Source organism: Orbus sasakiae (assembly GCF_039542345.1).
GTDB lineage: Bacteria > Pseudomonadota > Gammaproteobacteria > Enterobacterales > Orbaceae > Orbus > Orbus sasakiae.
Genome location: NZ_BAABHY010000008.1, coordinates 1 through 21,727 on the forward strand (window position 1 = coordinate 1; position 21,727 = coordinate 21,727).

A 21,727-nucleotide genomic window follows, 5' to 3' on the forward strand; every position below is an offset into this window, starting at 1 on the left:
ATCTTTGAACTCACTTGCTGATAATAAACCACTTACTCTTGTTTTATCAAACATCATTCCAGGCAAAGAGAGTCGATATTCAAGATAAACCTGTACATACGCACTGCTTAAATCATTGCCACAAAACGCAATCGACTGCGAGCGAACCAAATTGCCATCTGATGCTGATGGCGCAATTAATTGTGCCGCTTTTTCCACTACGATTAACGACTTGTCACTTTCAGGGAGCTTATCTGCCAGCGAACGCGTTTTTTCAATAAATGCAGGTAAATCATCACAGGTAAATAATTCAAAATGCCCCTGTAGCGTTAACTCATTATCATTCACACGTTTCATTGTTGATAATGCAAAATGCTTTGGAATATGATGATGCGCGTTTAGGCTATTGTTATGCCCAAGGTACCCAATAAAGTCACCACTTGTCATCGCAATCGGCTCATCGAGTACCACAACTTTATCCAATTCCTTCGGTGAGAAGGTCAAACTATCAAGATGAGTTAACTTCACCCAACCTTGGTGAGGTGCTTCAGTTGTTCCCTCACTTGCAACTAAGGCCGCAGGGATATAATCACCATCAACTTTAACGATTTTTGCATAACCCTTTTTCTGTCCATCAAAAACAAAACGGGTTTCTTTAGGTAAGTAAGCCAAGATTTGTTTACTGTCAGCTTGAGCATAAACAATAATCCCCGGTACTTTACGCTTACCAACCTCATCATTACCTTCACCCTTGATGATATAAACGGTATTATCGTCAGCTGCGGCACCGTTTGCAGGGGGATTACTTAAATCTATTCGGTGAACATAACCGGTAATTGTGCCAAGCGTTGATTGAACACTGTTTTCAGTGACCACGGCGGCGTTTTCGACACTGAGCACTTTATACCAACCCGTTTGGCCTTTTTGTTCACCTAATTTGACTTTGCTATCTTTTAATAACAATGCCACTGATTCGGAACCTTTACCCGACTCACGAATGACAGTACCTTTGATACGATCGCGCGTTTGTGCATTCACTCGACCTGATTCAAGATGCCAATAATGAGGATAGGAGACCGAACCAGATTGTATTTTTTGTTGATAACCATACCAATCCAACTGATGCATATACACGCTATAAAGTGTAATGCTGGGAGGTGCCTCTGTTTCGCCTGCTACTTTCGGCATTTGAAAATAATGTCGAACCAAAGTAAATCCGGTTGAAAAATAGGTCGCATCTTCAGTATCTTTACGATAAGGAACATTCAGTGGCGGATTTTCATCATAGGTGATTTTAGGATAAACCTCATTCACGCGATAGGCGATAACTTCACCATTTGCCATACAGTTAATTTTATTATCATTACGATCAATCTCCTTTAGGACGCTATTATCGACATGAATCCCGCCATGCCATAACCCATTTTCACCAAAAGGGTAAAAACCGCTATTGGCTTCAGATAGAGCACGATAATAAGCATCTCGACTGAGTTTTTTACTTCCTGCCGGGAAGTGAAAGTTGGTGATTTTTTTTATTGTCATTTTTCGTTATTCCTTATCCATTATTCAGAAAAATTGATCGCATCAAACTGTACGTATTTCTGTAATAATTTTTCCAATTCCTGATTATCCACTTTCATTTTTGATGATAAATTATTTGTTGCAGGCCCCATTTTCTGGATTGATGCACACTTCATCGCCACATTCCCCCCCGAGCCCAGTTCAACCCCTTCGGCACTGATTTTGACATAAGAGCCACCGCAAATTAAGGTGATCTCTTTAGCGGCGGATAAATCGATATTTTCGAGCCCATCAATTTTAATATCTTGCTTAGCGGCAATATCCATGGCGGCATTTTGTGCCTGAATCTCAACCTTGCCTTGGTTAGCAAACAGCTTCATACCTTGTGAATGAGCAAATACACTCACCGCATCACTGGCGGCCAGTGTCAGGTTTTTAGCACTGTTAATGTCTGTGTTACCCGCTGAGGTGGTGGTTAAGGTATTGCTGGATGATAGCTGAATCGTCTCATCACTGGTTAACGCTATGCCCTCTGGTGCATACGCCAGTATGCCCGATTGGGTTAACTGCGTTAGCGCATCTTTGAGTTGCTGCTGTGAATCGGTATCAGCCGGATGCGCCTGGGCATTATTGGCCGCATTTTGTAATGCCTTGGCAATCGATAATGCATTTTCAAGCTGGGTGATAGCCCCTTGCATGTCGAGCTGCTGACCCTGTGCTTTCGGCTCGGTTTGGGCAGTTAAGTATAGCCCTTTGTTGGCTGCAATCGCGCCCCACTCATCGGTGCGCAGCTCAAACCCTTCGCCGCGGTTTTCTTTATTTTGGTCAACCAAGTGACCCATGTTAAGCTGGGTTTTACCATACTCTGTCGCCAGTTTGATGTGCTCTTGACCACGCTGGTCATCCATACGCAGTTTATTGTTAGCCGGCGTGCGAATCACATTGCGGTGTTTATTGGCCGTCGTCACGTGGTCAGGATGTGTGCTGTCATGCATCGCATGAGCAATATAAGGCCGGTCCGGGTTACCGTCAGTAAACGCTATCGCCACTTCGGTGCCATCAATCAACGGGAAGTGGAAACCATAAGTATCACCGGCATACGGCTTAGCCAGTCTCACCCATAAGCTCTCTTCACCACTGCGCCAGGTTTTTAAATCAAAGTCGAACTTAACCCGGTAGCGACCCATCGTGTCAATATAACCATAGGTGTCATTATCCGGACTGGTGACGCGCGCTGGCAGTGTGCCGCCAATTTGTGGCCAGTCAATCGGCTGGGGTCGGTAGGGCTTTAACACATCATACGGTATCGCGGTAAACGCCATCTCATAAGCCGCGCTGCGGTCACCGTGGCTTTGCGTACTTAAAATCAGAATGCCTTCGCTAATCCCACCAAGCGGACTGCCGTCAATCACAATCCGTTGACCCGGCGCTAAGCGGTAGTCATTACACTTACCCCGGATTATCACTTTTTCACTGATGTGCTGTTGGTGGCGGATTGTGGCATACCAGTAACCACTTTCAACCGACTCACCATCACCTTTGGCTTTGTAGTGCTCGCCATACCGGTAATCCGTGCCGACGGTAGTGCTGTCTTTCGGCTCGGTATTGACTAAACCATAACGGTCAGCCTCAGCATCCCGGTAGTTATAGTCATTGACCATCACCTGACGGGTTACCGTTTTACCAGTTAACTGTAAATCCCACACACTGTGGCGGCTGTTATCACCCATGCCACTGGGCGTTTTATACACAATATGCCCGGCATTGGCCAGACCTTGTTCATAATCACTCAGGACCAACACATCGCAGTGATGCTCGGCATGGCTTTCAAAGCGCAGCCATATTCCCACATCAGCAAGTAAGCGCTGCACAAAGGCTAAATCACTCTCTTGCCACTGCGTGATAAACTCCCTTGCCGGGTAGGTCTCTTTAAGCTCTAAGCGGTAATCCACACCGGTAAAGCCATGGCGGCGTAACACCGACTCCACCACACTAACCACACTTTGGTTTTGGTAAATCGCACTGGTGCAGTCGTTAGCAAGCAGCGCCAAACGTGGTGCAAGCACCACTCGATAATGCGCTTCATCTTTGTTCACCGATAACTGACTGAACTCGGTTACCACCCCGTATAATGTGCGAGGCATGGCCGGCGTATCGAGTGAGCTGATATGCCGCAGCATGTCACTGACACTTTGTGGTTTAAAGGAGAAAGAGGCTGATTGGGTTAATACAGAACTGACCCGAATATGCTTATCCAAACTGGTGAACGTCACCTCATAACGCCATGGCTTATCAAGCTGCTCGTCACCCTGCACCGATAAAACTGAAATCGATGCTGGTAGTCCATTAATATTTAGCATATAACAATTGCTACTAAGCTGATCTTTAAGCCATGCCGAACTGTTTTGTATTAACGTCTCTTTCATCCTACTATCCTTATTCAACTGATTCGTATAGTTATTGTTTTTTTACACTATAATTAACTATTACGACAATAATTTAACGAAAATATTCGCGATTTTATGTCAACTGCTGGCGTTTACGATGGGTATATTCCATCTGCGCTTTGCCTTCTGGGGTAAAGTAAGTGCCATATTTCACCAGCCCCCCTTCTTTAAAATGACACGTGAGCTCATAGCTCAAAACCATTTTGTCATCGTTGTCTTGTAGCGCGATCTCAACTGCCGATAAACGTGGTTCATATTTCAGTAAGGTCACTTGCATTGCACGCATCAAATCATAGGCTGATGTGGGTAAAGCTTGGTAGATCATGGACATGTCAGGCAATCCATAATCAGGCAAATGTTTAACAGCGCCGGCTCGGCTGTTTAAAATGCGGCTAATATTGTCCATCACACTGATAATCGTCTGCATTTTTTCATCCGTTTCATTAACCGACGTTCCTGATTGGAAAAAACCAAATAACGTATCGTAGATTGAGGCGCCCATCTTATTCCTCTTCGACTAACGTAATCGTAAATTTATTGGCAATGATCGACCGTGGACTACTGATATTAAGATCGCCTCGTTTGAGTAAAATACGCCATGTATTGGCTTTCAAATCAGGATCTTTAAACAGTGCAACAATACCAAGGAATTGCGCTTTTTTATCAAATGGATTATCAACAGAAACAGACGTGTCTGGCTTTAAGACGATTTCGTGAGTTGCCAATAATGCCTCACCTAGTGCATCTTGATCTTGGCTGACTAAATCTGGGTAGGTTGCAGATTCAAAGGATTTTTCATCACTGAGTTGATACATTCTGATCACCACTGCAGAAGACTTACTGCTGTCATCTGTATTGAGTTCTGCCCGTGCTGTGATATCAAGGTGTACGGTTTTGACATCCCAGACAAAAATCGCTTTAGCAACCGAGACAGTACCTTCTGATATGGTTTGCGCGGCACCACAAGCGGTTAAGATTGTGGCAAGCAGCAGTGATACGATAATGCTTATCAGTTTTTTCATCATGTTTCCCTATTTATTATTCTGTTGATCACTTATTCATTAAATCGCAGTAGCATAGACTGCATTCATTAATATTCATTATACCGATATAGCAACTTAAGCAGCAAACCCTTGGTAACGCCCCAAATTCACATTGATACTGCCCTGCGGCGATGGATCACATATTAAGGATGCCGTTTGCCCTAAACGGGCCCGTATGCCACGTTTAATCAATTGAGTTTTAGGTAAAAAGGTTTTTGGGATACACAGATCCATTTTGGCTTCTGCCTGATACCCTAGATAAGCTCGCATCAGTGTCATCACATCGTTATAAAGCTGTCCATCAGGTAACAATTGCTCGATTAACGCTTTATTATGAGGTTTTATCACCACACGGACGGTCTGATTACACTCTTTAAACCGTTGACCCAGGATACTATTCCCCCCTAATGAGGTCACGTTGTCGCCTAATTTTGCTCGTTCAGGGACATTCATCCACTGTGGGTAAAATTCATAGACGTCAACATCACAGTCCGGTACTAACACCTTAATCACACCAACAATCCCTTCTGCTGTACGTGTACGTTGAGTAACAAGTCCAAGTAATGCTAAAAAGCGTGAATCCGGTGTGCCAATTTGCTCGCTTGTTCCAGCAATGCCTAATCCTGTTAACCCAAGTAAACAACGCGAAATAGGATCATTACCACCACGAATAAAGCTTGCCGGATAATGATACTTTAGCCAGACACGGTAAAATTGGGTAATGATACGGTGGTTAAAAATGTCCAAAAAGTCCATGACGGCTTGATAGCCTTCCTCTTTACGGACAATATCATCGAGTAATATTGGCGGCAGAACCGAATCCACGCCATATAGCCCTAAAAAACGGGTTCGTACTGTAATCGGTCTATCCAAATAAGGCTCACGCTCAATGCATTTGAGTTCACTGGCTGGGAAACTCATTTCTGGCGAGGGCGCAAAACGCAACGGATCGGCAAGCGGTGACTCACCCGTTCCCATTTTTAACTCGTTATCGGTCATCTGCTCAAGTAGCTGACAAAAACGATAAAAATTCATTTTTGGCAACTGTGCCTCAAGCTGTTGCATCAAAGTGCTGGTTGTGATGTCTTGCTGCTGTTCCATGTCACTTTTTTCCCAGTTGGTAATAATACTAAGACCAATTTTGTAAATAAATTGATGTCGGCATAGAGTGCAAAGAATTGATGAAGCAGTTCACCAAATAACATGACATCCCCTTCACCGGTAAATTGATGTGTGTTTAAGGTCACTTCAATTTCAATACCACGCTGCAACAGCCCTTTCTCAATTCGTTTGACCTCACGATGATGCACATCAACGATGCCTTCAAGTCGTCGTCGATTTAACTCATTCTCAGTCCAATCATAAAGGGCTAATGTGCCACGCAAGACTTCGGCATTCATTAATGATAAATAATTAGGTGCTAAATGCGATAACACACGCCAATGGAAACGATCTTCTGTTGGCGGATAGCACGGTAAGGTCAAGGCACATAAATTTTTGACTTGAGCAACATAAGCTTGTGCACTGCATATTTGATTGATACGTGCATTACGCAATGCTTTACGTGGTAACATGCCATTTGTTCCCGTGACACGCAGTGACAGGGTTTCATTGGTTAAGCTGTCTTCTTTATCCCACACTTTACCGCCTAACACTAACCACGTATCATGCAAACCACTCGCGCCTTTGCGTACACGAGTATGGTAATAACGCTCTGGCGCATCATGCCGCAACATGCCACCACGATGTTTAAAGCTGGTAAAAGGCACATAGCTAAAACGCCCGTCACGAGTGATGGCTTCCACCTGTTCAACGGAATAAATTTCAACATGTCCATCTTGGCGTAATAATGGCCGTAATAAGTACTCACTCTCTAGCTGCGTTACCACAATGGGATCGGCTTCAAGATCAAATAAGTTAATGACAGGCAAGCAGTGTAAGCGAATATTGTGATGGTCAAACGGCATATCCGAAGGCCAACTCTCATTGAGCACCAGTTCAATATCGATATAACGACAATGTTCAGGCACCGCTTTAATATCCAGTCCATGCAAGTCAACAAACATGAATTTTTCACGAAAGGTGAAATATTCAAGCAGCAGCTGATATCCGGCAAAAGCATTATCCGGTTTTAACCACAGTCGATCTTGTGCGGCAAAGCCAACTGGGGTGATTTTGCCATTAAAACTTAATCGATTTTGTGCTTGAGTAGAATAGCGAATATGCATCGATGCCACTTGATGGGTGAAAGCATAATGTAAACGGCTGGCAATCGGTCCATCAGCATTAAAATAGAGACGTAAACACGAAAGGTCAAGCTGTTCAAAATCAGCCAATTCACCAAAACTTAAACGCAGCGTTACAATACTACGACCGTCTGCGCCGATATTCAGTTTAGCTTGGCTAATTTCAATCGGCTGTAAGGTAATGGGCTTGGTTGTACGGTATTTACAGTGTGTGCTAGTTGAGCTAACCGCTTCAGTTTGCATTAAAAGCCCGGCTGCAATGGGTTCCTGACGCGATAATGTGGCTAAATCGGGCGTTAACTCAACAATCGATAGTGACGGAATTAAACGTAAATAATGTGGCCATAATAAGCTTACTAAGCTTTCGGTGAGCTCAGGCAGGTCATCATCAAGCTTTTGTCTCAGTCGGCCCATCGAAAAGGCAAATCCCTCAAACAAACGTTCGACATAAGGATCACGGTCACCCACTCGGTCCAAATTAAGCTGACTGGCTCGGTCTGGATGAATTTTAGCAAACTCTTTACCGGCTTCTCGCAGATAACGCATCTCCGATTCATAATAGCGTTCAATTAAGTCATTCATTCTGTTTCTCTATTGGGTCATGATATGTGTATCATATGAGCAATTATAGTAATGTTAACGCTCGCGCTGGATCAATTTGCATCAGTTCATATTGCAAGCGATCGATCTCATCCGCAAGTTGCGTTTTATTACTCTCTTTTAATTGTGCTTTTTGTTTTAATAAGCGTAACAAGTGGTGCTTTACATCAAACATTAAAGCGGGTTCCCACATCGACACACTCATTGCATTTTGTTTATCACTCAGGCCTATCAATAACTTTAATGCCACATCACTTTTACCAGACTGCTCAGCGATACGCGCTTGGGTATACTGCAGTAGATAATGCTGTTTTGGTTGACGAATTGTCGGTAAGTTTTGTAACCAAACAAACGCTTTTTCAAGTCCTTCACTATTTGCCAGTTCTAAGGCCTGTTTTTCGATCTCATTCCAATCGTTGTCACCTGATACCGCAATCGGTGCCAATGCGGTGTCTTCATCCAAGTGATGAATGGTCGCCGTCGTCGCAATCCAGTGTAAAGTATCATCGTCAGCAAAAGGCGTGCCGTTGTCAAAAGATAATCGTTCGACCCCGTTTAAACGCTCAAGCACTAAACCAATATCGGTTAAATAAATTTCGGCCCAACTTTGATAAGGCTCACCCATTTTTTGTAATGCCAACACCGCAGCGCGTTGTAAATCAAACCAGAAATGATTCGCACCTTCCATAAAGGCTGACTCAACACGTTCAAACAGCTCGCTCCATTGTTGCTGAATAATCAGGCGACTGATATTTTGCTTTAGTTCATTACGTGGCGCAGGCAGGCGAGTCTTACCTCGATTGTCAGCTGGCGGCAATTGATTAATCGTATCCCAACGCAGCGTACGTAAAAAACGCCCTGCCGCTAAATAACCGGTTGGTTTTTCACGTAAGAACTCCGCCATGCGCCTGGCTTGTTCAAGCAAATCGCGTTGTGAACGAATCGCTACCTCATCCTCTTTACGCAGCTCAGGCGTATGACTGACCGATGATGATGTGCTAGGTACTGATTCAGATTGTTGTACTTTTACCGGTTGTTTTAAACTATTGGCAAAAAAACGAATCAAGGCGTCCAAATCAGGGACAGCAGATGGCTGATTGGGATCGTCTTGGCTAAAAATGGTTTGATTACATTGATCAATTAAATTCAGTGCAGCAATAATGCGGGTAAGGCTAACTTCCGGTAGTGGTTGTAATTTATTGAGCGGATCGGTGAATTTGGCATTAGCCAGCCATTCAATCGCATTTTTACGAATATGGCTGCGCGATGGGTACAGCCCCCCACCAAATTTATCTAATAAACCGGCAATCAATTCAAGCCCGTCAGCAAATCCTTCCGCACCATCAAGGTGTAAACGCGCAAAACAATAATACGTGGCGACACGAATATCTTTGCTTTGACTTTTTATGATCGTTTCGCTTTCATTTGCAATCAATGTGTAATCGATACCCGATAACTTAGCCACTTCTTCTTTCATTTCTTGAAAGCTATCGTGATAAGTCAGATCATCGCCGGCAGGTTTATCAACGCTGATCGGTTGTAACCAGGCAGACCAATGTTCATTTAATCGGTCAGAAATGGCGACCTGCGGATCTTGTTTGTTAAAAAAACGACTTAACAATTGACTGAGCATATCTATCCTGTTGTAATTTATTAATTTTAAACCAATTTACTCGATGGTAAATCGGTTTTCGTTGTCTCAAAAATATAAATATTCATTAGCGTTTATTATAATTTTCCCATACTATCTAAATCTGAAATCAGGGTAAATATTTGGTCGGTTGACTCTTCTCGTTTACGGAAATCAAAGACCTGTTTTGGTAATGTGTAATTTCGTAACTGCAAGAGTGCTAACGGTCCTTGCCCTGACTGGCTACGCAAAATATATTTTAATTTATTATCGCCAGCAACACGCCACACGACTTCATAACGACTGGAGTCAATTTGTTTAATCGAAGCGGATTCAAGTAAGCGGATCCAAGCCCAATCGCCCGAAAAATGTTGATAAAGTCGTAATCCCGCATCATTAGTGCTAAAGCTAAGCTGTGCATACGGTGAATAGCCATCACCTGGCCATGTAAGGCGTTGCCAAACCGGCATTTGGTTATAATAGTCCAGTTTTTGTTTATCAATAATCAACTCACTGCGCATCACGTTGCCACCACTGCGTGCCATTAAGTCAAATGTCATTTGTGCATCACCACTGCTTAATAGTGGCCCCGACAAATCATTAAACAAATTCAGCATATCAATAAACCCGGCAGAGAAATTCAAACCTTGTGCATTCACATTATTAATCACCCATTTATCGCCTTGTTTTTCAAGGATGCCGCCTAATTCACTCGCAATAAACTTATCAATAACGCCGGCATCAGGTCGTAAAAAGCGTGCTAATTCCGCTAACGATGCATCATTGTCACTCTTTTTAAACGGATAACGCCCGGCAAAGGCCTTTTCCCATTCGTAGACAATTTGTGTCTGCCAAGTATCATTAAAACTGCTCGCAGCCGGTGTTAAAATAACCTGCCATGCCTGCTCAAGAGGTAATTTAAATAAGTTATAACCAAAACCTGACCACTCTTCGCCTAAGTTGGCGGCAATTAAATTACCGTAGTCACGGGTTTCGGTTAAATCAACCGATGTACCTTGAAAAACACTTTTAGCCAGTTGCTTCGCCATTGCTTGCGGGTTAGTACTACTGGTAATGTTTTGCAATTTTAGGCGAACTTGCGTCACACGCAATAAATAGGTTTGTAAACTTAAACCATTGCTGTTATCAACATTGACTAAATTAAGCACGGGGCCAAACGTGGGGGTTAAGGGGCCTGATGCTTCATTATTGGTGGTTAAGTTGGTCGGATTTTTATCACGAATCAGTTCTTGTGCAGATCGGATAAGGTTATCCGATAACCCGCCACCGGTGTAAGCCACTTCAGCCTGATATTTCACCACATTCATTAACGCTATCATCGGCGACTGACGCACATCCGACATTAAGGTGAGTTGCTCAATCACATCCGCAACGTTATCGGCTTGGCGCCATTGAATGTTATTTAAAAACTGCAACCAAGCCGCACCATAATCATTGAAATAACGTTCCGTTAAATGTTCGCGCAATACATCAGGCGAAATACTTGATGTCATCACTTGAGCGCCATCACTGAGTACCCAGTCAATCTGTTCTTGACGTGATTTTGCTGCGCTGGCGATCTCTTTTTTAATGAAATCGTCCCATGCTTTACGAGTAAAAATCCCCGATATCTCGTCGTTAGAAGTGAATAACATACGACCATCAATATCACCTAATAATGCTGCTAAGGTTAAATTGGCATAATTTTGACTCGCTCGCAGTAAAATGGCTTGATAAATGGTATTTTCAGCATTTTGTACACCAATTTGGTTAATCAAAATCTGGCGGACATCTTTGATCAGTTGCTTTGATGATTGTACGGCAATTTCGGGGCGTTGATGAATCGCATTGCCCCAGAACATCACCAATTCAGGCATCAGTTTTTGCCACTCACTGACTTCAATCGTATTGGGGGCTTGCCATGTCCGCGTGGCAAAATCACGTAAATAAAGTCCGTCGGTTTTTTCGGGTGTCCCCAACATTAAATACGATTTTAAAACATCATAACTGGTATTAATTGCTTTAACGCGATTTGGGTCACTTGGCGACATTGTGGTTAATCGAGTCAGGTTAGCGGTTTGCCAAGCTAAAAAAGGCTGCGCGATATTATGATCATTCGCGGTTAAGTAATGTGGCCAAAGCGCATCAAGCAGGCTGTTATTATGATTTAAACCAAATCGGTAACGAATTGGCGTACCTTGTTGCTGACGGTAAATTAACTGATCCATTTGTAATTGCAGTGCATATTGTGCTTGCAACTGCTTGGCATAACTTTGCGAACTGGCCTCATCAAGCTGAGCAACCAAGTGTGAACTCTGGTCAATTAACTGTCGATTTTGCGTGTACGAGGTAATAATCCCGAGTCCCATAATACCCGTTAATAATAGAACGACAGAACACAGTAATGTTTCCCATGCAACGCCCATACGTCGACCACGTTGTTTGGCGGCATCTTGACTAATCGTTTGCCAAGTTGGCGTCATCGTTAAATAGTGTTCGGGTAAATAAACGGCATCACCACTTTCTGCATCATGTGATGTTAATGGTGCAAAGAATAATCCTCTTGGTGCGTTCACTTTTGGCAAAGATAACCATTTGGCGAGCCACTGTTTTATACGTGTTTTATCTTGCTTAACGATATTTTGGCTTAATTGCAATAGAAAGGCATAACGATTATCCACCGTGACTTGCTGCATGCCTTTTTCACAACATTTGCTGGCCAAATTCTCCAGCAATGCATCAATCGTTGTAATATTATTAATGTTGAGTTGTGGTAACAGTGCACCAACACTTTGTTCAATACGGCCGGCTTGTGACCATTGGCATGTTTGTGTATTCACCAAATAAATGGGCGCTTGCCAACTTAATGCTTGATTACGCGCTTGCATATGTAATAGCGCTTTTTCAAGTCTTGCTTGTCCAGTACGATTAAGTTCTAAGTAGTTATCAGACAACAACCAAATGATCGCATCGAGGGGTTTACGACGTAGTCCAATAATCCGTCCTAAGTGTTTCTTTAATGCTTTTAACCAATCTGTTTTAACATCTTCAAGTACGTCACCACCATAGATCATCAATGTTTTATCACTAAGCTGCCAGCGTTCAGTGGTCAAGTTAGGTAATAATTGCTCTGTATCAGACGGTTTTCCTAATACCAAACATTTGCGTGTTTTTCGTCGCCAAAAAAGTCCTTGATGCAATACCCCATGTTTTTTAATCTCAACAAACTCAGCAAATGGCTCTGGTTTTAGGGCTTTTTTTCGTTCGCTGGGATAGAGTGACTCATTAACCGCTTTATCTTTTGCCCAAATCCTTCGGCTATTGGTAATAATGATTGGCGTTAATAGTAACGCAAAAAGTAACAACATGCCTTGTACCCAAATTGCCACTTTTTGACCCAATGTTGAATAACCAAGCCAATCTCCCCATAGGAATAACCCCCCGGCAAATAGCAAAGCACACAACAAAATAATAAATATTAACCCTAATATCTTCCATTTATTTTTCATCTGTTTTTCCTAAACCTTTTTTGTCAACACAGAAAAAAGGAACTGTCCGTTACTTTTTGAAGCGAGCAATAGTGATTCATTCGTTTGCTTGACTAACTGATTACCTAAGGCCAATAATGACCAATGTGCTAAATCTGTTTGCTGACCGGCTATGCTATCTAAAAAGTGAATCGCTTTAGGTGAAATGTTATGTTCAGCCAATTGCTTTGCTATTTCAATTTCGTGTTCTTTATCTAAATTGGCGCACCAAAGCTGTGTTACGCCCGATAATGCGGGTTGCATTTCAACCATTTGATGAATTCCATCGGTAATATCGTCCGTCACCATGGGACGCAATAAATGTGATTCAACCATTTGCGACAGATCAGGATCGAGTAGCTGTTCATCGACAATTAATATCGCCCCTAAAAAGGCCGAACCATGCGAGCGTAAATTATTCATAATCAGTAAATGTGGCTCATCTGAGGGATTGTCGATTAACTGTATAATGTCATTAAGCGCCACATGTTGTGATATCTGTTGTTTAAACGTATAACGCGGCTTAATTTGACAACGTCTAGAGACAACTGCGATAGTATCATCCAAATAAGCATAAGATTCAGGGGAAGAATAAACGGTTATGGCTATCTTTTGACAATTGGGTAACTGATTAATGGATTGGGCCATACTATAAAATAGGTCTTCAAAATAAGGCTCATCATCCTGCTCATCATTTTCAAAAGCTAAGACTTTTTCAATTTGTACCGGTAAATTTTTAAGATCAAAAATAATACTTGCAGCCGTCAATTCATTCGGCGTAATCCAATAACTGCCCATTACTCGCACAGAACGCATCGCCCAGTCTTGCCAGTTATCTTCAATTCGCGCTTGTTCTTGTTGCCAAATTTCAAAGCGTTCTTGTGCAATACCATATTGGTAAAAACGAAGACTTAATGCAATACTGCCGATCACCGCTGGCACTAAAATTAACATGACCCAAAATGAGACCGCGCTAAAATAGCGGTTATCACTCCACATCAAAATGAGTAGCGTACCTGTGATGATAAGTAAAACAGCAAATACCGCAATCCAGACCAAACGCTTAGGCTTTAAAGGTGGATTAATTAACGTAATTTCGGGTTTTGGCCAAGGCATTATGTTATTCCATTTCTGCTGATTTTATCGTCGAAAGCACCTGACAACCGCATTCACATACCGCATAATCAATAACAACTTGCTTACCATCTGAATAACAGGTTTTTGAACCTTCTATAATTTTATTAACTCCATGACCTTTTCTTGGGCAACTGACTAAATCGCCAATTAATGCGACAGGTTTACCTTCTACAATGCTGGTTGAAGAAGCTGTAATAACACTACCACCATGGGTAGTTGGATCCCCTAGTCTAACGACGTTTCTTCTCATTGTTTATTCCTTATTGATAATTTTTATTATTCTGTTTTACCATCTAATTCTTTATCGTAGTAGAAAAAACCCGATAAGTAATTACATGTTGGTGTTGGTTTAGTTCCTGTATCTTTTTTTTCATCCCAATTTCGGTATTCACCTTGTTGAATAAGTTTGCGAACATGTTTTTTATTCATATTAGGCAGACTGATTGATGAAATATTTGGCCAGCCTAAAGCTGCAAATATTTTTTCTGCTAAAGGAACATAACTATTTTTACCTTCAACATATAAACTTCGACCAACAAATGCGACTGCAATTTGAAAAAATAATAAAATGGCAATCGCACCGACAACAGCTTCGGGTAAGTTAGTCACCATCCAAATAAACATAAACATAAAAGATGCTAATGCAAATATACAAGGAACATAGATTTTTAAATAAAGTCCCCATGAAAATTTAATAAAAGGCTTTTTACCTTGATCACAGCGAGGTAATATTGAGATAACATGATCTTTTGGACGAGCAATAGCATACACTTGCCAATGTTCGGCATAAGATTTATCAACCACAACCTTCACTTCATCATTTTCATGAAATTGGCCATAACCAATCCAGCCCTCGATAGGCTGTCCATCTAATTGAGCTTGAATAAATACACACATCTCAAGCGAACCGCGCGGTCTATCAAGCGAAGCACTAGCGGCAGCTGGCCCTAAGTTAAATATACCGATCACAGCGCCTAGTTTTGCTTTAAACTGTTTTTTACGATATTCATCATAGCTTTCATAAAAGGCAGAAGAAATGGGTGCCAGAACCGAAATCATTTTTATGTTAGTTAACCGTCCCTTAACAGCAACTAATTGACCTTTAGGGTTTAAAATTGGGTTAGGTAAGATAATATCTTTTTCTAGTGCCAACGTATCTAAACTATAGGTACAATCATTACCGTCAAATTTTATATAACACATAATATCCTATCCATTAGCTTTCATCTTAAGATCAAAGGCCTCAATAAAATCAGGGCCGCAGTATTGTGCAAAATGATTAAACATAGTCGGCAAACCATCGCTACTGATGGTCGCTTGATAGACTGTGTCCCCTTCGCCTTGTGCGGTAAATGTTATATCACCGCTGGCAGTTAAAAATTGTTTAAATACTAGGCTAAATGTATCTGCTGATTTTATTTTATTACCTTTTTGATTTTTTAAATTGTAATCAAAGTAGATACCCCAATTAACCGCATTGCTACTATAATTATAAATCTTACCTAATAAATCATTTTTTCTATTATTAGAATTTGTAAAAATCATCAATTTAGAAGATAAAACAACATTATCTAAATTTTTAGTATTAAAATAATAAAAATTCAGTATTATCCTTTTATAGGATGTCATACACATCAATTTTATTTGAGAATCAATTTCTTCTACAGAAATTATGTAGACTGGAGTAGGCCAATTATCTTGTCTTATAATTGACCACTTACCTTGCTGTTCAATGACTTTATCCTCAGCTGCGGCAACAAAAGTAATCAGAGCTAAGCATACAATTGTTAGTCCTTTTATCATCAGTCCCTCACCTTAATTACTTTTCATCCATCGCAAGATCAAAAGCCTCAATAAAATCGGGGCCGCAGTATTGCGCAAAATGATTAAATATAGTTGGTAAACCGTCGCTATTTATGGTCGCTTGATAGACGGTGTCCCCTTCGCCTTGCGTGGTAAACGTTATATCACCGCTGGCAGTTAAAAATTGTTTAAATAGTTGGCTTAAGATTGGTAGTAGCTTGGCTTTTTCTTTATTATAACCTTTTAAAAAACCTGAATAATAAATATTATTTGTCCATGATACCGAATCCTTACCATTTTTAAACATAGTACCAAAAATAATGTTTTCTGTTTTTTCTTTAAACAGTTTAATATGAAGATCTGTAGATAAATCATAAGAATCTAGTTGTTGAGTATTGAATATATCCAAAATAAAAATTAACTGTTGGATATCTTGTGCACATAATAATGAAAATTCAAAATCATGATGTTTTACTGTTAATATATATCTAGGTTTTGACCAATTATCTTGTTTGACAATGGACCATTGTTCTTGTTGTTCTATTGTTTCTCTGGCTTCAATCATAAAAGAAATCAGGCAAAGACATAGTATTATTAATCGTTTCATAATGTGTTCCTTTATGAATAGATATAAGCACGAGTTGGATAAGGTGCATGTTTTATATCTTCAACAAATTTCTCAATTTTTTCTTGCTCACGGGCCTGTTTGGCTAAATATTCATCGGTTTTTAGAATTTCACCAAGATCATCAAGCTCATCTTGATAATTATCATAAGAGGTAAAGTTTGTATGTATACTCAGATTTTTAGCTGCAAAACGATCACTAGCATAGAACTGTATACCAAATCGATTTCTGGCAAACCAATGTTGCAGTGGGTTATTTTCCAGTAAGGATACGATTATAGTCAATACAAAAACAAGTGCACCAACAATGGGGTTCAATAAAAATCCGACAACTCGCCCCACGCTTGCCATGATAGCGGCGCGAACAGCGGACTTAATCACCAGAGATTTTATCAATTGTTGTAACCCCTCTCGGCCAAAAGCCTGAATCATCATATCGATTGATGACAGTAAACTGCTGGTGATATTGACCCATTTTAAGGCTGCCGCTGCGATGGATTGTTTTTGCTCTGATAGTGCAGGGATCATCCCTAATACGACACCAATCGCGCCGATCCCGTTACCTAAGCGCATGCGCATCATATGCAACTGTTTCATTTTTTTAAGCTTATCTTTGAGTGTGCTCGCTTGCTGTGGGCAAATGGTAGTTTGAATTTGGCGATTAAGATCAGCAAGCTTTTTGACCGGTTGACATGCTTTAAAAGCCAGCGTGGCCGCGGCCATCAAACCCGATATGCCGGTTAATATATCATTGCCTTCAACTTCGTCACTGCTGATCATTTTTGCGCCTAATTTGTACAATGACATCAACTGAAAGCCTAATAAATATTGGGCAATTTGGGGTTGAACATTTTCTGCACTGACAATCTGGTTAATGCGCAGAGCTAAGCGTTGATAACTGGTTGTTAATAGGTTGATAATATACCGACTGCTGCGCGTTAGCCCAGTTAAAATTTTACGTTCAAACTCAGCAAAACATTTAAGGGTGGTACGCAAATAATTTGGTGGCACACCAATCCCCTGACTGATGGCAACGATTAATGTTGTGGCATACCGAGAGTTAAAATTGGTATTCGTTGATTTTAAATAGTGCACCAACGCCATAAAATGACCCGATAGCATTGATAGACCTTGTTTAAACGGCAATGCAGCGCTGTGCCAAGCACCGCTATCGAGTACATCATTGATTTGCCCTGGCACATCTAATGCACTATCCACAAGGATATCAAGCTTGCCGCCATCCAATGCTGCTTTAACCTCATCAGGAATATTGACAATATTGGTTAGGCTATCTATAGGTTGAACTTGATTTGGGAACTGAAAATGTTGTTCAAAATATTGAATAATTTCTTCTCTAACAGTCTCATCAATTAAAGTATCTACTCCCTTTACAGACATTGCAATAAAATCTAAACATTTTGCCTGCTCACTCTCTGTTAAATCATGAGTAGCAACAATTGAATCCCAAAAAATATTGGTGATATCTAACTCTGGTTGTTCAATCAGCTGATACAAATAAGCAGTTTTGGGCTCCCTTGCGTTAGTGATTAATGTGATTTCATTATTGTTAAACAGTTCATTAATGCCCGCTTGTTGACCTGCTGTGCTAATTTGCTCTGCTAAATTATTGATTGTTTCAATGGCTTTAATTTCATTCACCAACGTTAAAATCAGTTCATTGATAAAATTAGCATAATTGGTTGAACATTTAAGATACTCGTGATTGCCCCAGTAAAATGGGTGTTGCTGTTTTTGCTCTCTTGCATCAACACACTGTATTAAATCATGAATTAATAGCATAACATAAGCATTGGCTGCTTCATCAAATTTGGCATAGTTTTGTTTAAACTGCTTGACACGGTCTTGATCAATTTGGCTTTCATATTTTTGCCATTCACGTTCAATACTTTCAGCTTTTTTGGCTTCGATTAATGGCCGATCGGCGTTCACTTTGTTTATCATTTGCTGCTTAAAAATACCAAATTGTTGCTTAAGTGATTCGGCTTGATTTTCAGCAATTGTTTCCAGTTTAAAAATAGGCATAAACAGTGTTTCTTGTTGCGCATCAAGTATTGCTTCGCCACCAATAGTATTACGCATCGTCCATTGATATAAATATGCCGCCTCATATTGTAAGTTTTTTATTGATGAATCTTTTACCGTAATAAAGGCTTGTTCATTATATATTGGCGTGTTGATATCATCATCGGTAATAAGTTTGTCTTGAATAGCTTGCTCAACATGGGATTTCATGCTTTTGAACAACGCGTTAGTTGCTTTTTGCTTATCAGAAGGAAAAAGGTTATTAGCAATCATAGCATGGCCGACTACACGGCTTGTTCCTGCTGTAATGCTTCCGATTGGCGATTGTGTGTTCAAAAAATAACCAACCAAATCCCCTGATTGGAGTCTTGCGTGTTGTGCATATTTTTCATCTAACTGTTTAATAAACCCTGTTGCTTGGCCACTTTCGATTGAGTTTTTAATGGCTAAGTGCCATTGTACCAAACCAATTTCCCGTTCACGCTCATCTTGTACTTTTAATATATTGGCATAAGCATGGTTGATCCAAAATTGTAACTCTTCGACCATGCTGACGGAATCCCATAAAGCAACCATCATTGGCACATGATCATCTGTGCTTTGATTACTTTGCATCTTTGTTGACAATGAGATATTACCGGTTGTTATGAATGCAGCTGCATTCCATGCTTGATGTGTCGATCGTGTGCGAAATTTATCCATATCGACTAAAAAAACTTGCTCTTTATCACTACTGGATAATGGGCCTTTATCTGTCACCTGCTGAGCCTTTTCAAGATCAAAAAAAGCCATCTTTTCATATCGGTAATCATCATCTTGCATTGGTGTTTGATAACCTAATACTTGATGAATATTATCATCTGTCGCTTTTGCAATACCGTCTTTTTCAGTCTGTTTTTTTACCCATTGCGCAGGCTCAATTTTTTGCATTCTTTGATTACGAATCGATAAACCATCATTGCTCAAATCAGCATATTGTTGACAAATATCCTTTGTCCATTTAAATGGGCTAAAGGCAAGCCAAGCCGTTTGGTATTTCTCTGGCTGTTCAATGGTAATGTAGGCGACATCGGATGATTGATGAGTATTTGCTGTACATCCAATTAATTTACTATCTTCTTTAATACTTGCTGGACCATGCGTCGTGCAATTGGATTGACGCCAAAAACCACCATTTTCATCGACCGAATAGACTTGCCAAATAATATCTTCAAATGGTGCTGTTTGTAATAAAACGTATAAGTAACCTTTATTCATTACTCTTAATGCTAGCTGACTTTGATCACTTAATTTAGTTTTGAATATATTGGTTTGTGATGACTGAGCCCATGTTGGCAAAAGTGTTTTATCACCTTTTGCTTTAGGTGCTAAAATATAGCGAACAGGTAAAATAGGTAAACCTTTTGGTGGTGTACAGTGTGTACATTTTTCAGTCATTGTTTATTCCTTCTACTTGTTGTTTCATCATTTGCCAATCTTGCTCAGACAATTTTGCTAAACTTGTTTTGAGTTGTTCTGTTTGATTGGTCATTTTTATTTTAATTATTTTCTCATGTAACATAATATTTGGGTGTACACTCATTGAGTAATAGCCGTATTCAACAAGATCTTTAAAATCCGTATATCCTGCAGCTTTGGCTTGAATCAATACTGTCGTCAGTATTTTATTACACTCATTTTCAGTCAACCGCTTTTCCGTTAATTTTTGTTCGCGATAGCGAATTAAAATTTGATTGTGAATAACAATATCATCAATCATTGACCATTGTTCATTAGATAGAGCAAGATCAGGCGTAATATGTTTTCGGATCATCTGGCGATTGTGTTTATGTTGTAGTTGCCCATCCCCATCTAGATAATACCAATCTGAAACAGGCCGTAAAACTTTATCTTGCTGATTGCCGTTTAATATTGACATAAAAGCAGGAAAAATTGCAGAATCAAAATAACGAATCAGTTCTTGATGCTGACCTCTTGATTGAATTGCAATATAACCAATTTGCTTTGCTAATTGTTCTGCTGGTAGGGAAGACCATAGCCAACCATAAATTTTTCTAGGATTAAATTGACTAAGTTTATTCGGTTCAATTTCCAATAATGCTTGGTGCACACTATCGGATAATATTTTTTGATGATCTACGTTGTTTAAATCAAACTGAATAATCGCAGGAGTGTATTCAGTTGTATATTGAGAATACTTAATTGGATAATAGGGTTGGTGGGCTTGCCAAGCAGCCACCACATCATTTATTTCACTTCCCGCTTGCGGATGATAAAGTAAATAAAAAGCCATATCAACAGCACTGTTATCATTTATCGCTCGTAGTGTTGATAAAATCATATTTAACTGTTCATTTCTCATATTTTCTGAATAATCAAATGTCATTTTAGTCTCACATTTGCTTGCTGTGCATTTTCAGCTTCCGCAACCGCTCCATCACAAAGCCCCGGCAATGAACTTGAAGCATTTTTTGTTGCCGGTTCCATTTTTTGCATGGCGGTACATTTTAATGAGACGTTAGCCGATGAGCCAATTTCGATACCCGCACTTGAGAGCTTAATATACGATCCCCCGCACGCCAGTACCATTTCATTATTTGCCGATAATGATACTTGGCCATCAACACTATCAATGGTCATATCTTGCTTGGCAGCAATATCCATGGCGGCATTTTGTGCCTGAATCTCAACCTTACCTTGGTTAGCAAACAGCTTCATACCTTGTGAATGAGCAAATACACTCACCGCATCACTGGCGGCCAGTGTCAGGTTTTTAGCACTGTTAATGTCAGTGTTACCGGCTGAGGTGGTGGTTAAGGTATGATTGGATGACAACTGAATCGTCTCATCACTGGTTAACGCAATGCCCTCTGGTGCATACGCTAGTATGCCCGATTGGGTTAACTGCGTTAGTGCATCTTTGAGTTGCTGCTGTGAATCGGTATCAGCCGGATGCGCCTGGGCATTATTGGCCGCATTTTGTAATGCCTTGGCAATCGATAATGCATTTTCAAGCTGGGTAATAGCCCCTTGCATGTCGAGCTGCTGACCCTGTGCTTTCGGCTCAGTTTGGGCAGTTAAGTATAGCCCTTTGTTGGCCGCAATCGCGCCCCACTCATCGGTGCGT

15 protein-coding genes and 1 pseudogene are annotated in these 21,727 nt (G+C 40.7%); all 16 read right to left on the reverse strand.

Annotation, left to right across the window (positions count from 1 at the left end; translation table 11 throughout):
• A pseudogene (locus tag ABEA36_RS12115) lies at positions 1 to 1,521 on the reverse strand (hypothetical protein); the annotation flags it as partial.
• Between the two features lie 20 nt (positions 1,522 to 1,541).
• A complete protein-coding gene (locus ABEA36_RS12120) occupies positions 1,542 to 3,926 on the reverse strand; it encodes a type VI secretion system Vgr family protein (protein ID WP_345492553.1) in 2,385 nt (794 codons plus the stop codon).
• Positions 3,927 to 4,020: 94 nt separating this feature from the next.
• Positions 4,021 to 4,449, reverse strand: a complete 429-nt coding sequence (tssE, locus tag ABEA36_RS12125; RefSeq protein ID WP_345492555.1) for a type VI secretion system baseplate subunit TssE — start codon at positions 4,447 to 4,449, stop codon at positions 4,021 to 4,023.
• Between the two features lies 1 nt (position 4,450).
• On the reverse strand, positions 4,451 to 4,969 hold the full coding sequence (gene tssJ / locus ABEA36_RS12130; RefSeq protein ID WP_345492557.1) for a type VI secretion system lipoprotein TssJ: 519 nt from the start codon (positions 4,967 to 4,969) through the stop codon (positions 4,451 to 4,453).
• A 96-nt stretch (positions 4,970 to 5,065) separates the two neighbouring features.
• On the reverse strand, positions 5,066 to 6,091 hold the full coding sequence (tssG, locus tag ABEA36_RS12135; RefSeq protein ID WP_345492559.1) for a type VI secretion system baseplate subunit TssG: 1,026 nt from the start codon (positions 6,089 to 6,091) through the stop codon (positions 5,066 to 5,068).
• Positions 6,055 to 7,818 carry a type VI secretion system baseplate subunit TssF gene (gene tssF, locus ABEA36_RS12140; RefSeq protein WP_345492561.1) on the reverse strand — a complete coding sequence of 588 codons (1,764 nt, stop codon included), beginning with the start codon at positions 7,816 to 7,818 and terminating at the stop codon, positions 6,055 to 6,057. The genes tssG and tssF overlap by 37 nt, the downstream gene beginning before the upstream one ends.
• 43 nt (positions 7,819 to 7,861) lie before the next feature.
• Positions 7,862 to 9,469: a type VI secretion system protein TssA gene (gene tssA / locus ABEA36_RS12145; protein WP_345492563.1), complete on the reverse strand. Its 1,608-nt coding sequence runs from the start codon at positions 9,467 to 9,469 to the stop codon at positions 7,862 to 7,864.
• A 95-nt stretch (positions 9,470 to 9,564) separates the two neighbouring features.
• A complete protein-coding gene (locus ABEA36_RS12150) occupies positions 9,565 to 12,975 on the reverse strand; it encodes an ImcF-related family protein (RefSeq protein WP_345492565.1) in 3,411 nt (1,136 codons plus the stop codon).
• 9 nt (positions 12,976 to 12,984) lie between these two features.
• Positions 12,985 to 14,109 carry a hypothetical protein gene (locus ABEA36_RS12155; protein ID WP_345492567.1) on the reverse strand — a complete coding sequence of 375 codons (1,125 nt, stop codon included), beginning with the start codon at positions 14,107 to 14,109 and terminating at the stop codon, positions 12,985 to 12,987.
• Between the two features lie 4 nt (positions 14,110 to 14,113).
• Positions 14,114 to 14,380, reverse strand: coding sequence for a PAAR domain-containing protein (locus ABEA36_RS12160; protein ID WP_345492569.1), 267 nt, complete (start codon positions 14,378 to 14,380; stop codon positions 14,114 to 14,116).
• A 26-nt stretch (positions 14,381 to 14,406) separates the two neighbouring features.
• Positions 14,407 to 15,333 carry a putative type VI secretion system effector gene (locus tag ABEA36_RS12165; protein ID WP_345492571.1) on the reverse strand — a complete coding sequence of 309 codons (927 nt, stop codon included), beginning with the start codon at positions 15,331 to 15,333 and terminating at the stop codon, positions 14,407 to 14,409.
• Positions 15,334 to 15,339: 6 nt separating this feature from the next.
• Positions 15,340 to 15,933, reverse strand: a complete 594-nt coding sequence (locus tag ABEA36_RS12170; protein WP_345492573.1) for a hypothetical protein — start codon at positions 15,931 to 15,933, stop codon at positions 15,340 to 15,342.
• 16 nt (positions 15,934 to 15,949) lie between these two features.
• On the reverse strand, positions 15,950 to 16,540 hold the full coding sequence (locus ABEA36_RS12175; protein WP_345492575.1) for a hypothetical protein: 591 nt from the start codon (positions 16,538 to 16,540) through the stop codon (positions 15,950 to 15,952).
• 11 nt (positions 16,541 to 16,551) lie between these two features.
• Complete coding sequence (locus tag ABEA36_RS12180) at positions 16,552 to 20,037, reverse strand: T6SS effector BTH_I2691 family protein (RefSeq protein ID WP_345492577.1); 3,486 nt, start codon at positions 20,035 to 20,037, stop codon at positions 16,552 to 16,554.
• Positions 20,030 to 20,986, reverse strand: coding sequence for a DUF4123 domain-containing protein (locus tag ABEA36_RS12185; protein ID WP_345492579.1), 957 nt, complete (start codon positions 20,984 to 20,986; stop codon positions 20,030 to 20,032). Before ABEA36_RS12185 ends, ABEA36_RS12180 begins: the two co-directional genes overlap by 8 nt.
• On the reverse strand, positions 20,983 to 21,727 hold a 745-nt coding region (locus ABEA36_RS12190), incomplete at its 5' end, for a DUF2345 domain-containing protein (protein WP_345492581.1). The genes ABEA36_RS12185 and ABEA36_RS12190, both read right to left, overlap by 4 nt.

Bases quoted from the DNA above. Each gene is read 5' to 3' on its own strand.
- tssG (WP_345492559.1), bottom strand. From the start codon at position 6,091: ATGGAACAGCAGCAAGACATCACAACCAGCACTTTGATGCAACAGCTT.
- ABEA36_RS12155 (WP_345492567.1), bottom strand. From the start codon at position 14,109: ATGCCTTGGCCAAAACCCGAAATTACGTTAATTAATCCACCTTTAAAG.
- ABEA36_RS12160 (WP_345492569.1), bottom strand. From the start codon at position 14,380: ATGAGAAGAAACGTCGTTAGACTAGGGGATCCAACTACCCATGGTGGT.
- tssA (WP_345492563.1), bottom strand. From the start codon at position 9,469: ATGCTCAGTCAATTGTTAAGTCGTTTTTTTAACAAACAAGATCCGCAG.
- ABEA36_RS12165 (WP_345492571.1), bottom strand. From the start codon at position 15,333: ATGTGTTATATAAAATTTGACGGTAATGATTGTACCTATAGTTTAGAT.
- tssJ (WP_345492557.1), bottom strand. From the start codon at position 4,969: ATGAAAAAACTGATAAGCATTATCGTATCACTGCTGCTTGCCACAATC.
- ABEA36_RS12175 (WP_345492575.1), bottom strand. From the start codon at position 16,540: ATGAAACGATTAATAATACTATGTCTTTGCCTGATTTCTTTTATGATT.
- ABEA36_RS12150 (WP_345492565.1), bottom strand. From the start codon at position 12,975: ATGAAAAATAAATGGAAGATATTAGGGTTAATATTTATTATTTTGTTG.
- ABEA36_RS12180 (WP_345492577.1), bottom strand. From the start codon at position 20,037: ATGACTGAAAAATGTACACACTGTACACCACCAAAAGGTTTACCTATT.
- ABEA36_RS12185 (WP_345492579.1), bottom strand. From the start codon at position 20,986: ATGACATTTGATTATTCAGAAAATATGAGAAATGAACAGTTAAATATG.
- tssE (WP_345492555.1), bottom strand. From the start codon at position 4,449: ATGGGCGCCTCAATCTACGATACGTTATTTGGTTTTTTCCAATCAGGA.
- ABEA36_RS12120 (WP_345492553.1), bottom strand. From the start codon at position 3,926: ATGAAAGAGACGTTAATACAAAACAGTTCGGCATGGCTTAAAGATCAG.
- ABEA36_RS12170 (WP_345492573.1), bottom strand. From the start codon at position 15,933: ATGATAAAAGGACTAACAATTGTATGCTTAGCTCTGATTACTTTTGTT.
- tssF (WP_345492561.1), bottom strand. From the start codon at position 7,818: ATGAATGACTTAATTGAACGCTATTATGAATCGGAGATGCGTTATCTG.